13 protein-coding genes are annotated in these 14,694 nt (G+C 33.7%); 11 read left to right on the top strand and 2 right to left on the bottom strand.

The annotated features are described in order from the left end of the window. The first annotated feature begins 135 nt into the window (after positions 1–135). The 10 genes from RWM19_RS08760 to RWM19_RS08720 all read left to right on the top strand — a co-directional run bounded on the left by RWM19_RS08760 (position 136) and on the right by RWM19_RS08720 (position 8,650). Positions 136–768: an HAD hydrolase-like protein gene (locus RWM19_RS08760; protein ID WP_313986079.1), complete on the top strand. Its 633-nt coding sequence runs from the start codon at positions 136–138 to the stop codon at positions 766–768. Then, entirely contained in the window at positions 765–1,922 is a 1,158-nt protein-coding gene (gene rlmD, locus RWM19_RS08755; protein WP_313986076.1) for a 23S rRNA (uracil(1939)-C(5))-methyltransferase RlmD, read from the top strand. The genes RWM19_RS08760 and rlmD overlap by 4 nt, the downstream gene beginning before the upstream one ends. Beyond that, positions 1,919–2,692: a class I SAM-dependent methyltransferase gene (locus RWM19_RS08750; protein WP_313986073.1), complete on the top strand. Its 774-nt coding sequence runs from the start codon at positions 1,919–1,921 to the stop codon at positions 2,690–2,692. Before rlmD ends, RWM19_RS08750 begins: the two co-directional genes overlap by 4 nt. 62 nt (positions 2,693–2,754) lie before the next feature. Further along, positions 2,755–3,405, top strand: coding sequence for a hypothetical protein (locus RWM19_RS08745; protein ID WP_313986070.1), 651 nt, complete (start codon positions 2,755–2,757; stop codon positions 3,403–3,405). Positions 3,406–3,497: 92 nt separating this feature from the next. After that, complete coding sequence (locus RWM19_RS08740) at positions 3,498–4,862, top strand: FAD-dependent oxidoreductase (RefSeq protein ID WP_313986067.1); 1,365 nt, start codon at positions 3,498–3,500, stop codon at positions 4,860–4,862. A gap of 149 nt (positions 4,863–5,011) precedes the next feature. Next, positions 5,012–5,608: a type IV toxin-antitoxin system AbiEi family antitoxin domain-containing protein gene (locus RWM19_RS08735; RefSeq protein WP_313986065.1), complete on the top strand. Its 597-nt coding sequence runs from the start codon at positions 5,012–5,014 to the stop codon at positions 5,606–5,608. Positions 5,609–5,671: 63 nt separating this feature from the next. Continuing rightward, entirely contained in the window at positions 5,672–6,160 is a 489-nt protein-coding gene (locus RWM19_RS08730; RefSeq protein ID WP_313986082.1) for a nucleotidyl transferase AbiEii/AbiGii toxin family protein, read from the top strand. Continuing rightward, positions 6,157–6,327, top strand: a complete 171-nt coding sequence (locus RWM19_RS09030) for a hypothetical protein (RefSeq protein ID WP_399553451.1) — start codon at positions 6,157–6,159, stop codon at positions 6,325–6,327. The genes RWM19_RS08730 and RWM19_RS09030 overlap by 4 nt, the downstream gene beginning before the upstream one ends. 208 nt (positions 6,328–6,535) lie before the next feature. Continuing rightward, positions 6,536–8,116, top strand: a complete 1,581-nt coding sequence (locus RWM19_RS08725; RefSeq protein ID WP_313986062.1) for a potassium/proton antiporter — start codon at positions 6,536–6,538, stop codon at positions 8,114–8,116. Between the two features lie 123 nt (positions 8,117–8,239). Then, positions 8,240–8,650, top strand: coding sequence for a GNAT family N-acetyltransferase (locus RWM19_RS08720; protein ID WP_313986059.1), 411 nt, complete (start codon positions 8,240–8,242; stop codon positions 8,648–8,650). 195 nt (positions 8,651–8,845) lie between these two features. Here RWM19_RS08720 and RWM19_RS08715 read toward each other — a convergent pair whose 3' ends face one another. Beyond that, the gene (locus RWM19_RS08715; RefSeq protein WP_313986056.1) at positions 8,846–9,541 is read right to left on the bottom strand and encodes a TraX family protein; all 696 of its coding nucleotides are present in this window, start codon (positions 9,539–9,541) and stop codon (positions 8,846–8,848) included. Beyond that, complete coding sequence (locus RWM19_RS08710; protein ID WP_313986052.1) at positions 9,528–10,544, bottom strand: Cna B-type domain-containing protein; 1,017 nt, start codon at positions 10,542–10,544, stop codon at positions 9,528–9,530. The genes RWM19_RS08715 and RWM19_RS08710 overlap by 14 nt, the downstream gene beginning before the upstream one ends. Before the next feature lie 366 nt (positions 10,545–10,910). On the opposite strand from RWM19_RS08710, the gene RWM19_RS08705 reads away from it, so the two are divergent. Beyond that, the coding region (locus tag RWM19_RS08705; protein ID WP_313986050.1) for a putative Ig domain-containing protein at positions 10,911–14,694 on the top strand (3,784 nt) is incomplete at its 3' end.

Below are 14,694 nucleotides of genomic sequence, written 5' to 3'. Positions count from 1 at the left end.
GGTACCCCAAGATTTCTCATTGCGGTACCCCAACCCCAAGTAATTTTAGAGCGCCGATATTAACACGGATGTAGAATCCTGTTGATGGCGACATCTTTTTTCTTAGACATCGAAAAGAGATGGTATAATCAATCCATGAAAACTTTAATTTGGGACTTTAACGGCACAATTTTAGATGATTTACAATTGTGTCTATCGATTGAAAATGAAATGTTAAAAAAGAGGGGAATGGAAAAGTATCCTGTGTCAAAGCAGGATTATCTCAATACATTCTCGTTTCCAGTCATTAACTATTATTACCATATTGGATATACCTTTGATACAGAAAGCTATGAAGAAGTATCTCTTGAATTCAATCAAGAATATGATCGTCGCTTTGATGAGTGTTCTTTGATGGATGATTTTATTACTACGATAGAAAAGGCAATCCAACTTGGATATCGCAATGTCATTCTCTCCGCTTCTCGTCACGATAAACTTGTAGAGCAGTGCAAGTTACTAGGAATTGACCAATATTTTGATGAAATACTGGGTATTGATAATATGCTTGCGGCCTCAAAAGTTGAGATGGCAAAGATTTGGATGGAAAAGAGTGATGTAGAACCATCTGAATGTAAGTATATTGGTGACACTGTCCATGATAAAGAAGTTGCAGAAGCACTTGGTATCCATGATTGTGTGCTAATCGCAAATGGTCATCAATCCTACGAAGTTCTACGTAAAGTAACAGATAACGTTGTATATACATTAAAAGAGGTAACATTATGAAGTATTGCCCAGTGAGTAAGAAGTGTGGTGGATGTGCATACATCGATGTCCCATATGAAGAACAATTAAAAATGAAACGTGAAGAGATGCGTAAGATATTTCGTACCAAAGCGGTAGAACCGGTTCTTGGTATGAAAGATCCGTATCACTATCGTCATAAAATCTATGCAAGTTTTGCTAGAGATAAAAAGACAAATAGAATCTATGCAGGCATGTATGAAGAAAATAGTCATCGTAAAGTGCCTAGTGAGATGTGCTTGATTCAACATACACTCGCAAATGAGATTCTAACTACAATCTGTAAGTTAGCAGAATCTATGCGTATCGAAACTTATGATGAAGATAGTGGTAGGGGTGCGTTACGTCATGCGTATATTCGTATCTCGAAAGCAACCAATGATGTTTTACTTGATGTTGTGATTGGCTCAAAGGGATTACCAAGTTCAAAGAACTTTGTAAACGCACTTGTTAAGAAATTTCCACAGATTAAAACGATTATTCTGAATTTTAATCGTGCACGTACATCCATGATTCTTGGAAAAGATGAAAGGGTATTATATGGCCCAGGATATATCACTGACCGTATTGGTGGATTAGAGTTCCGCATCTCTTCAAAGTCATTCTATCAAGTTAATCCTGAACAAACGGAAGTCCTCTATCGTACAGCACTATCACTTGCGAAGATTAAAGATACTGATGTTGTATTAGATGCATGTTGTGGTATTGGAACAATCTCTTTACTTGCGGCACAATCCGCAAAGCACGTAATTGGTGTTGAAATTAATCCACAAGCTATACGAGATGCTAAAAACAATGCGAAGCACAACAAATTATTAAATACAGAATTCTATGCAGCAGATGCGGCAGAGTTTATTCAACGTATGGATACAAAACCAAATGTAGTAATTCTAGATCCACCAAGATCTGGAATGACACTACCATTCATGCATAAATTAGCACAACTTTCTCCAGATAGAGTTGTATATATCTCTTGTAATCCATACACACAAGTTACAGATATCGAACCTCTTAAGAAAGCTGGATATCAGATTAAGAAAATAGTGCCTGTGGATTTATTTGGCTTTACACCACATGTAGAGAATATCGTTTTACTGACAAAAGAAGAGAAAGCAAAAGTATATATAAGAAAATGAATAAATTAGTTACAACAGATACAGTTGATACACAATACAAAAATCCAAATAGACTTAATATCCGTATTCGATTACATCAACTTTATTCTGTAAATAAAGAAGGTTTTAATCATTGGATTGTAAAACACTACGACATTAAGAAGGAATCTTCAATTTTAGAACTTGGATGTGGTACAGGTATTACTTGGAAAGAACATAAAAATTTACTTCATGCTTGCAAAGAGGTTTATGTTACAGATTTATTTGAAGGAATGATTGAAGAAGCTAAAACCAATATTGGCGAACATTCAAATATTCATTATGAGGTTGTGAATGCGGAAGAGTTACCGTATGAAGATGAAAGATTTGATATCGTTATTGCAAATATGATGCTGTATCATATTCCTAATCTGGATAAGGCTTTATCAGAAATTAGAAGAGTATTAAAAAAGAATGGAATATTCTACTGTGCTACGTATGGTGAAAATGGTGTGGAATCATTTATCAACAAGATGTTAAACGTCCAAACAGAACGTCAACATACATTTACCTTACAAAATGGCAAAGACATACTTGAGTATTGGTTTTCTAGTGTAGAGAAATTGGAGTATGTAGATAAGTTACTCATTAGCAATCGTTCTGATTTGGTGGAATATATCCAATCATTTAAGGAGATGAATGATTGGCAAAATTATTCGGATGAAGAGTTATATAGACTAATTTCCAATTATGAAAAACAAGGAATTATAGAAATTCCGAAAGAATATGGAATGTTTGTATCTAGAAAGTAAGCAGATGAATTAGGTATCGTTCTTAGCTAGAAGAACATATCAGAAAACATTAGAAGAGAAATATGAAAAATTTTTATTTTATTTCAGGCTTAGGTAGTACAAAAGAATCAATTCAAGACTTTGAAAAAGAGATGAATCATTTTGGTTATGAAGTACAGTTTATTGATATACCAGGACAGTATTCAAACCGAGATGTGAAGATTCAAAGCGAACAACATTTGATAGAGTGGTTATCAAGTGAGATACCTGTTGGATCGAATGTGGTTGCTTTTTCGATGGGTGCTGATATAGCAATTCGTTATCACTCTTACTTGCAAGCAAGAAATCTTATCATTTTAGATGGAGGTATCATCGATTATGATTTGATGAATATAACGCTAGAAGAAGAAATTGCGATGACAACATCGTATATTAAAGAAAATCAGTTAGATATAAATGCGGAAACGATAGCTAAACTAACAAGTTTACTTCGAGAACAATATATTGATATCTTCCATGCTGGTTTGAATACGGAAACGTTATTACTATTATCGGATCATCCTGACTTTGTATATCAATACAAGATGAATAAAATTGAAGCTAACCACGACAGTATGAATCATATCAAAATTCAATTTATAAAAGATACAAGCCATGAAATCTACGTTGAAAAATCAAAAGAAGTAGTCAAAGATATCATGGATTGGCTAGAAAGAATGATGCCTTTATTCTAGTGAAGATAGAATAAAGGTTTTTTGAGTTTGAGCATATTAACAAAGAATTTAAATCAGATGATCTATAATCGTAAGCAGAGAGGTATCTAATTATGAATAAGAAAGTGGAAAATATTATTATTGGTTTTGGTAAGGCTGGTAAAACATTAGCAAATTACTTAGGTAATAAAGGTGAAAAAACAATATTGGTTGAGAAGTCTTCAAATATGTATGGAGGTACATGTATCAATGTTGGCTGTATCCCTTCAAAGTTTTTGGCGACTGCAGCTGATCGTAGAGGCTACAGCCAAGTAAGTAATGAAGAATATTATAAGAATGCAGTTATCAATAAGAAAGCATTGATTGCTAAACTCAACAAAGCTAACTATGACAAGGTTGCGATGAATAGTAATGTTGAAGTACTTGATGGACTTGCTTCATTCAAGGATGAACATACAGTAAATATTCAGACAGAAAATGGAGTAGAAGAAGTTTCTGCAGATCGTATCTTTATCAATACAGGTGCTAAACCTTTTATTCCTTCCGTAGAAGACTTAGAAGTAGGTAAGAGAATTCATACAAGTGAAACTTTAATGAATCTAGAAGATTTCCCTAAGACATTAACAATTTTAGGTAGTGGTTTCATTGGACTTGAATTTGCGGCTACATATGCGAAGTTTGGTACAAAGGTTACAGTCATCGATAAAGCAGAAAAACTACTTGCTAGAGAAGATGACGATGTAGCAAACGCTGTATTTGAATCCTATAAGTCATTAGGTGTGGAATTTATCTTTGGTGCAGACACAAAGTGTGTTGAACAAGATGAAAATACAGTCACTTTATCTTATGAAGCAAATGGAGAAGCTGGTAAGATCTCTTCAGATGTATTACTTGTTGCGACAGGTAGAACGCCAAACACAAAAGAACTTTATTTAGAAAATGCAGGTGTTGAAGTTTCAGAACGTGGATTTGTGAATGTGAATGAACACTTACAAACAAATAAACCACATATCTTTGCGATGGGTGATGTAAATGGTGGACCACAGTTTACTTACATTTCTTTAGATGACTATCGTATTGTAAAGAGCTATTTAGATGGTAATGGTGCTTATACAAGAAACGATAGACAGCCAATTGCATTTTCAGCATTCTTACATCCAACATATTCGAGAGTTGGTTTCAGTGAGAAGGAAGCTCGTCAGGCTGGATATAACATCAAGGTGGCCACATTACCGGTTACTGCAATTCCAAAGGCTAAGATTCTTGGCAATCAAACTGGTATTTATAAGGCAATTGTAGATGCAGATACAAATCAGATTTTAGGTACTGTATTATTTGGTGAAGAATCACATGAAGTAATCAATATCGTCGTAACTGCAATGATTGCCAAGCAACCATATACAGCACTCGCTAATCAGATCTTCACACACCCAACAATGGCAGAAGCCTTAAATGATTTGTTTGGTTTAATTAAATAACAGTAGTATCTAGGCTATGTCAGAACAGTTTTTGACAATAGCCTTTTATTTTGGATTGAAGAAATATTGATTACTTAAACTATCAACTCTAAATCAATACTTCTTTTTGTACGTTATTTATTTTATAATAATGCACATAAGGAAGAAATATGAAAACTGACTTGATCAAGAATATTATCAAAGAGAATAATGGAATTATTACAGCAAGGGAAATAAAAAGTCATAATATTGATTCGTGGTATCTTACAGATATGATACGTAAAGGAGAACTTGAGAGAGTATCGCGTGGAATATATTTTGATCCTATGTTTAATAATTTTGATAAACTATTTTTTTTACAAAAACAGTATGGAAAATGTATATATTCTTATCAGACCGCATTGTTATTACATGGGTTGACCGATAGAAATCCATTTATTAATGAAGTGACTGTATATCAAGGATATAATGCTTGGAGGTTTAAAAATAAAGTCAATGTGCATCAGATTAAGAAGGATTGGTATCAAATAGGCTTAACATATGTTGATACAATTATGGGAAATACTGTTACTGTTTATGATATGGAACGTACGATTTGCGATATTGTCCGTGATAGGAAAAAACAAGATCCGGAGATATTTTCAAAAGCATGGAATTTATATTTAAAAAAACAAAATAAAAATATTTGGAGACTTAGGGAATATGCTGAAATTTTCGGTATATCTAATCAGATAGAGGATATACTGGAGATTATTTATAATGAATAAAGATAGTATTGTTAACAAACTTAGAATTAGATCTAGTGAGTTAAATGTCAGTTTTAATGATGTATTAAGTCAGTTTTTTACGATGAATTTCTTAAACTTCTTTCAATGAGTAAGTATAATGAGAATTTTCTGCTAAAAGGAGGTATGTTAGTAGCGTATAAGATTGGGTTACAAAATAGGTCTAGACGTGATATTGATTTTTTGATTAATGGGTTAGATTTTAATATAGAAAATATGAGAAATATCATTTCAGATATTGTTTCAATGCATACAAATGAAGTATGGTACGAATTAATCGGCAATTGGGAGTTAATACGATTAGATGATATATACGGAGGCACACGATTCCATTTAATTGGTCATGTTTCAAATATACGTCTTCCTTTTACGTTAGATATTGCTACTGGTGACCCAATATATCCAACTCTTAAAAAAGAAAAATATAGAACTTTACTAGGAGATTTTATTTACCTTTATTTCTATTCTCTAGAGTCAGTTGTTGCAGAAAAATTACAAACGATTCTAGCAAGAGCAGAGATAACACAAGAATGAAGGATTTCTATGATATTTATATTATTTTTAATAATAATGGCCTAGAATTGGAGTCTTTGAAATTAGCGATACGATATACATTTAGCTATCGGCATACAAATATTTCAAAAAAGAATGCATTAGATATAACAAAATTAATTTGCGAAACTCCTGTATTTGAAGAATGATGGATAAGATTTCAAAACAAAAATACTTACGTTATGAATATCACATTTGATAGTATATGCGATTGTTTAAAAGAATTAATTTGTAATACATTTTGAAATAAAATAGAATGAAGAAAATCTTTCTTCATTCATGCATGTATACATATCTTTATTTTGAAAGATATACTGAATATTGATAGAATGACAATAGTAGGGGGGTAGATAGCATATGTTTTATATATCAGTCATATTACTAGCTGCTCTAATAGCGGTTCAGATAGCAAAGAAGTCCGGGATTCCTTCTTTGATGTTGTTCTTGTCTCTAGGTATCATAAGTAGTCTTATTGGGTATAAGTTTGATGATTATCAGTTTGCAGAAAACTTCTCCAAAATAGCACTATTAATCATCATCTTCTATGGTGGCTTTGGTACAAACTGGAAAGCTGGAAGAACTGTTGTAATTGAGTCGTTGATTCTATCCACATTGGGAGTCATCTTTACGTCATTACTGACGGGAACGTTGATTCACTTTATTCTTCATTTTGGCTGGATAGAGAGTTTCTTAATAGGCTCTATCATTGGTTCTACGGACTATGCGTCCGTATCAAATATTCTTTCTTCGAAGAATTTGAATTTAAAATACAATACAGCATCTCTTTTAGAACTTGAAAGTGGATCAAACGACCCAATGGCGTTTACACTGACTTGTATCTTCTTAGCTTTAATTAAAGGTGAACAGATTTCTATTGGCACAATGTTATTCTTTCAGATATTCTGGGGTATTCTAATTGGAGTAATCGTTGCCTATGTTGTTCGTAAATTCATGGAGTATACTGACCTTCAAAAAAGTGGATTTATTACCGTCTTTATCATTGCGGTTGTATTATTAGCTTTCTCAATTAGTGAACTTTTGAATGGTAATGGATATCTAACCGTTTATATTTTTGGTTTGATTTTAGGAAATCAAGTATTTATTGCAAAGAAAGAAGTGACGTTCTTCTTCGATGGTGTATCTAACATTATGAATATCCTGTTATTCTTTATCTTAGGATTACTAGCTACACCTGCACATATCTTAGCAAACTTATTCTTTGCGATTGTCATTGCAGTTGTACTTATCTTTATTGTTAGACCTCTCGTAGTATTTGGTTTGATGTTACCATTTGATTTGAAATTAAATCAAAAGTGGCTAGTATCTTGGGGAGGACTTCGTGGCGCAGCTGCGATTGCATTTGCAATTATGGTGGTAAATCAATATAAATCAAGTTCTGTGGATATCTTCCATATTGTCTTTGGGGTCTGTTTAATATCATCACTCATACAAGGTTCTTCTATGAAGTGGATAACAGAGAAACTACACATGATTGATCCTCGTAATGAAGTGTTAAGAACATTTAATTACTATGTAGGAAAAGGAAATATTACATTTGTAAAGTCAGTGGTTGATGAAGGTGGCATACTCGCACATAGACAGATTAAAGATATTTCTTTAGATAAGCACTTAATCATTGCAAAGGTAATTCGAGATGAGAAACCATTAGTTCCTAATGGAAGTCTTGTATTACAACCAAATGATATTATTGTTTGGAGTGGAGAAGAGTACTTTGATCCAAATGGACAAGATCTCATAGAATTTACAGTGACAGAACATCATGCATGGAATCATAAATATATTCGTGATTTAAATCTACCAGACAATAAGTTGATTATCTCAATTAATCGAAATGATGAAATTATACCGGCAACAGGTAATACGCTAATTCAAACGGAAGATCGTGTATTGTTATTTAAAGGAAAGAATACAAAATAGAAAATGACTTGTATTTATCTTTAAAAAGGGGATGTACAATTCATTTCTAATATGTACTGAATTAACATATCTAAATGTACTGATGAATGTATATATGCGATACTCGTTATATGGAGACCAATTATGAAATTTAAATTAGAAAATGTAGATTCTGAAAAAGCTAAAGAAATAGTAAATTTAATCCGTTCATATAATCGAATTAATAGAGAACCGTCAAAGAGTGAATCCCTTAACATTTATATAGAAGATGATTGTGGTAATTTAATTGCTGGAATGGTAGCTGAGACTTTTGGGTATTGGCTTGAGATTGAATATTTGTATGTAAGAGATGATGTTAGAAGACAAGGTCTAGGTTCAAGAATTCTGAAAATGGCAGAACTTGAATCATTAAATAGAGGGTGTAAGTATTCTTTTGTTAATACATTTCATTTTCAAGCACCAGAATTTTATGAAAAGCATGGTTATAAAGAGGTGTTTGCATTAAAAGAATATCCATATACAGGTAAGCGATACTACTATACAAAAGAGTTGTAATTTGATAAGTTGATCAGAAATTGGAACCATGTACTGTAAGTACTAGGTATAATCATAAAAACAAAATGAAAAGATCTACTATTACCAGTAGATCGCTATTAAAATAAATCATTATTAACTTACTAACTACTATATGTTAAAAACGATATATTAGTTAGAACTTATTCTACTAACTTGATTGTTCAGAAATACAACTTATAATCTTGAACGTATTATTCCAATTACAAGCAAGTGTAGGGGATAGAATAGGTAGAAAAACCATTTGTTGAAATCGGATTTGTTACCTAGCTTTCCATTATACAAATAGGTGATTGGAATGATAAGTATCACACCAATCTGCCAAACTTGAGAATACCATGAAAGACCTTGTTGCATGCATACATATGCAGAATAACCTAGACTTAGGAAAGAAATGCATGCATGACTCAATGCTTGTAAATCTTTATTTTCTTTATTTATATAGAAAGATAAAGTAAATAATGGTCCGAAGATAAACCAATCTGTGAAGGTTGCTATATATAAAATGCTGATTGTGATAGGTATTGAAAGAATTCCTAAGCACTTATGGTGTTCTACAACTTCTAGAAGTAAGAAAGAACAAGCTAATGTAAATAACATATTCCCAGTTGGAAACCATATACTGCCGCTCATGTAGTAGGCGTAGGGAATTTGTGAAATAACCGCAAAAATGATAAGTCGCAAGAAATACTTTTTACGATCTAAAGTATGTATAAAACCTTGTGCTAATGCAAAACACATTGCTGGTGCTGCAATACGACCGATTAGTTTTAGAATAATATAGCTAATGGCATCTGGTGCAAATAATACAGATGCCATATGGTCAAGAATCATTGATAGTACTGCTAAATATTTGATCTTATGAATGTTCATTTTGTGTTTTTCTTCTGATATACATTGTGAACAAAATACTTACAAAAGATGTACCCAAGATGAGTGACCATGCAAGAGCATTGAATGAATCACTTGTCTTAACACTTTCTCCACGTTTATTTGGAGTGACTGTAGTATCTGTAGGGTTGGCAGGATCTTCTACAGCAGGTGTAACTAGTTTGGTATTTGTGATAGTTGTTGTTAAACCATCTGCAGAAACGACAGTCGTTGATTGATAGCCTTCAGGGATATTCACTTCTACAACGGACCATGTATAACTATCATCAAGCTGTTGCCAAGTGTATGTCCAAGCATTGGCATCATTTAGTTCTACTGGTGCACCATAAGGAGTACCATCTTGCAATAATTGAACTTCAACAGAAGATTCAGAACCATTTTCCCATAGTTTATTGACAGTGTGATTTACAAAGTGGATTGTTGTATTATTAAACTTAAATCTTAGAAAATTACCATCATCTGTAGTAAAAGTTCCATTAGGATTTTGAATTAGTCTTTGTCCTATTTCGTCGTATAGTTCTCCATCAACTTCATAGTATTGGATTTTTTTACGTCCACCAAATGGATCAGGAATATAATATACATTAATGTTGTATACTTTTGAGTCGAATTTCATATTCGGTACATTTGTTTGAACTTCTTCTAAAGTAAATGTTACATATGATTGTGCTGGATTTAGTTGGTGATTATTCAAGTAGGTATCGACCTCGTCTTTCAGAAAGAATTCACCATAAAAATATGTAGGGTTGCCATCACTGTCCAAGTTGGCAGGGGTGTTATTTTTGATTGTTGGACCGATAAGATTGCCTTCTGGATCTTTTAAAGCAAATTCGAATTTACCTTTATATTCCTCTCCAGCAGGTTGACCGTCTACATCTTTGTCGATTGGGTTAGTAGGCATGTAACTAGCAGATACGTTTGTGAGTGCTAGTAGGCTGATTGATATAATAGATATAATTACTGCTATAACTTTTCTTATGTTCATATTTTGTCTTACCTTTCCCTTATTTGAAACGGTGATAATATAGCATATCAATTTTAAGGTGTATATATACAAAATTAGAAAAAACGTAAAAATAAGTTAAAAATGTAATATCATGAAAATTACTGGGGATTTTTGTGAAACACAATTATAATCGTTTATCTAAAAGTATGTATCAGATACTTTATGTAATTTTAACTATTGCAAATTAACTTTCTGTAAATAGAAAAAATATTTTCAAGAATAAACAATTTACTAAATATAAAAAACCACTAAAAAGTATTATATTTTACAAATGATACATGATAATATATATTTGATTTAAAGCATTTTTTGTTGTGCTTTGATGAATTGGAGGGAGAAAAGACTATGAGCAATACTGATATTTCTACAAATATCAATAAAACGAAAAAGCGTACAAACGCAAAGAAGCTATCGTTTAAACTCATGTCGGCCATGTTAGGCTGTACAATGTTTTTAAGTCCGATTAAGGTTTCTGCTCAAGGAATTCAAACAAGATCGATGGATAACCAGGTTAACTATACGTTAGCTGGTGAAACAGATGGTGTTTTGGATTATGCGAGAACAGATTTTACAAAAGAAGATAGTGATGGAATACACCTAACAGTAACAAAATGGGCAAAACTTCCAGGAAGTTGGGGTGGCACAGGAAATGGTCCATATAATGGAAGATTTTTGCTAAACTTCTTTGAGTCTGATTTCTATGAACAAATTGACTCAATTACTGTAAATGGTAAACAATTTGAAAAAGAAGCAAATGGCGCATTGTGGAAAGTTGAAATTAGTAATGCAACATTTCAATCAGGATTAATTGGTGTAATTACCAATACTGATGTAATGATTAAACTTAAAAACGGTGCAACTCTAGATAGCCTAGGAATGGCTTCAAAGAGAATTGACTTTACAACTGTATGGGTTAGATCTGATGGTAAAGCGGATAAGGCTGGTTTTAGTAATGGATTTATTTTAAAGAATAATCCTAATGTTCCAGAACTTCCTTCAAACCCTTCAAGTGGGAATGCAAACTACTTAGGGAAAGGAGTAAATGGACTTGGTTCCGATGGAACGCAGTCTAAAGACGGTAATTTCTCTGGTGGTAATACAGGTAAAGTGGTATCTTATGATGCACAAACAAAGACGATTAAGTCTACTGTATCTTTTAAACCTGATCAAAACTTCTTACAGGCCAATTCTGGATGGGTTCTTTATATTAATGAAGTAATCCCACAGGAATTATTACAGTATATTGATACAGATAATGTAACACTTGGTGTATCTACTCCAACTGGAACAATCACAGCTTCTAATCCTATCAAACTTGTAGTTGACCCTAATGGAAATGGTGTTATCTCTACAAAGGATACACCAGAACTAAGTATTGTAGGTGGTGACTGGAATAAGGTTACACAAGTAAGAAATAAACTAGACTCTCAAGTGTTTTATGGTGTCTTAGGTCAAAGAAGATCTTACACAATCGAATACAAGTTAAAGAGTAATGTAACAAATCAACAGTTTGCGGAAGCATTAAATAACTATATTAATACAAATGGCCAACAATTAAATTTTGAATCTTGGTTAACTGCTGACTTCGTTGATTCTTCATCTGCTTTCCCTAACATCAGAAAACCGGATGGTGGTAAACCAAATAAGATTGTTCAAAATACATATACAAATGCATTCTTACAAGTACTTGATACAGATAAAGATGGTTTATTTGATTTTACTGAAGATGAAATTGGTACAGATAAGTTTAATGTAGATACTGATGGTGATGGCGTACCAGATGGACAGGAATATCTAACAGATCATACTGATCCAAAAGATGCAAAATCTTATCTTGTAGTAAAACCTAACGTAACTACAACAAATATCGAAGCGAACAGTCCACAAACAATCGTAGGTACAGTTCCTAAGACAATTTATCCAAATCCTGCAAATACTAGTACAAATTTAACAGCTACTAATACAGATGCTGGTAACGTAATTGTAAAAGCATATAAGTATGTTGCAGATAATACAGACTACACAACACAACCAGTTAAGGCACAGACAACTATTCCTTACTCTGATTTAACAGCTGGAAATTTCACGGTAAATATACCAGCCGGAACATTCAGTGATGGGGATAAGGTTATCCTTGTGGCATATTCTCCAGATGGAAATAATCCAATGGTATCTGATACAAAGGTAAACGTTGGTGCAATTAAAGTTACATTTGATACAAATGGTGGTAAGTGGTCAGATGGAACAGATGCAGATAAGGTGGTAAATGCGGTGGGTGGTACAGCTACCCAACCAGAAGAGCCAACAAGAGATGGTTATCAATTCTTAGGTTGGGCTTCTACTGCAAGTGCGACAGCTGCAGAGACAAATATCTTAACAAACATTACAAACGCGAAAGAAGTATTCGCAGTATGGAAGGATGTTACAGCACCTGTAATTGCAACGATTGGTGATCAAACTATTGTAGAAGGAAATCCTATTAATGAGATTACAGTTACAACAGATGATCCAAACGCAACAATTACAGTAAGTAACCTACCAAATGGTGTAACTTACAATCCAGCAACAAAGAAGATTACAGGAACACCTTCAATTACTGACTGGACACCAACAGAGGAAACTCGTGAAATTACAGTTACTGTGACAGCGACAGACGATGAGGGTAATACATCCACAAAGACGTTCAAGATTACAGTACAACGTGATACAGACCACGATGGTACTCCAGATGTTACAGATACAGATGATGATGGAGATGGATATCCAGATACAGAAGAAGCAGCTAGAGGAACAGATCCAAAGGATCCAACATCTAAGCCAACAACTTCAATCACACCAATCTCTAATCAAACAGTTGTAGAGGGCAATCCAATTAGTTCAGTAACAGTTACAGTTGATAATCCAAATACAACAGTAACAGTAAGTAACTTACCAAATGGTGTAACTTACAACCCAGCTACTAAGACTATCAGTGGAACACCTTCAATCACAGACTGGACACCAACAGAAGAAACTCGTGAGATTACAGTTACTGTAACGGCGACAGATACTGCTGGTAATCCAACAACAAGTACATTCAAGATCACTGTACAACGTGATACAGACCACGATGGAAATCCTGATATTACTGACTTAGATGATGATGGCGATGGAATTGCTGATACAGTTGAGCAGGCTGCAGGTTCAAATCCGAAGGATCCAAACTCTAGACCAGCAGCAATTATTTCACCTGTTGATCCTACAACAGTAGACAATCAGATTCAGACAGTAATTGATGAAAATCCAATTACACCAATTCTGATTGGGCCAGGAAATATCGATTCAACAGTATCTGTAGATACTTCAAAACTTCCAAATGGAGTTACATATAATCCTGAAACATTAACAATCAGTGGAACACCTGATGTAACAAACTGGGGACCAACAGAAGAAACACGTAGATTTGAAATTCCTGTTGTAGTAACAAATCCAGATGGTTCTAAGGTTACAAAGATTGCTGAAATTACTGTACAACGTGATACAGACCACGATGGTACTCCAGATGTTACAGATACAGATGATGATGGAGATGGATATCCAGATACAGAAGAAGCAGCTAGAGGAACAGATCCAAAGGATCCAACATCTAAGCCAACAACTTCAATCACACCAATCTCTAATCAAACAGTTGTAGAGGGCAATCCAATTAGTTCAGTAACAGTTACAGTTGATAATCCAAATACAACAGTAACAGTAAGTAACTTACCAAATGGTGTAACTTACAACCCAGCTACTAAGACTATCAGCGGAACACCTTCCATTACTGACTGGACACCAACAGAAGAAACTCGTGAGATTACAGTTACTGTAACAGCGACAGACACTGCTGGTAATCCAACGACAAGTACATTCAAGATCACAGTACAACGTGATACAGATCATGATGGTACTCCAGACGTTACAGATACGGATGATGATGGAGATGGATATCCAGATACAGAAGAAGCAGCTAGAGGAACAGACCCAAAGGATCCAACATCTAAGCCAACGACTTCAATCACACCAATCTCTAATCAAACAGTTGTAGAAGGTAACCCAATTAGTTCAGTAACAGTTACAGTTGATAATCCAAATACAACAGTAACAGTAA

It is taken from the genome of uncultured Solobacterium sp., from assembly GCF_963517755.1.
GTDB lineage: Bacteria > Bacillota_I > Bacilli_A > Erysipelotrichales > Erysipelotrichaceae > Bulleidia.
This window is presented reverse-complemented; position numbering and strand designations above follow the sequence as displayed.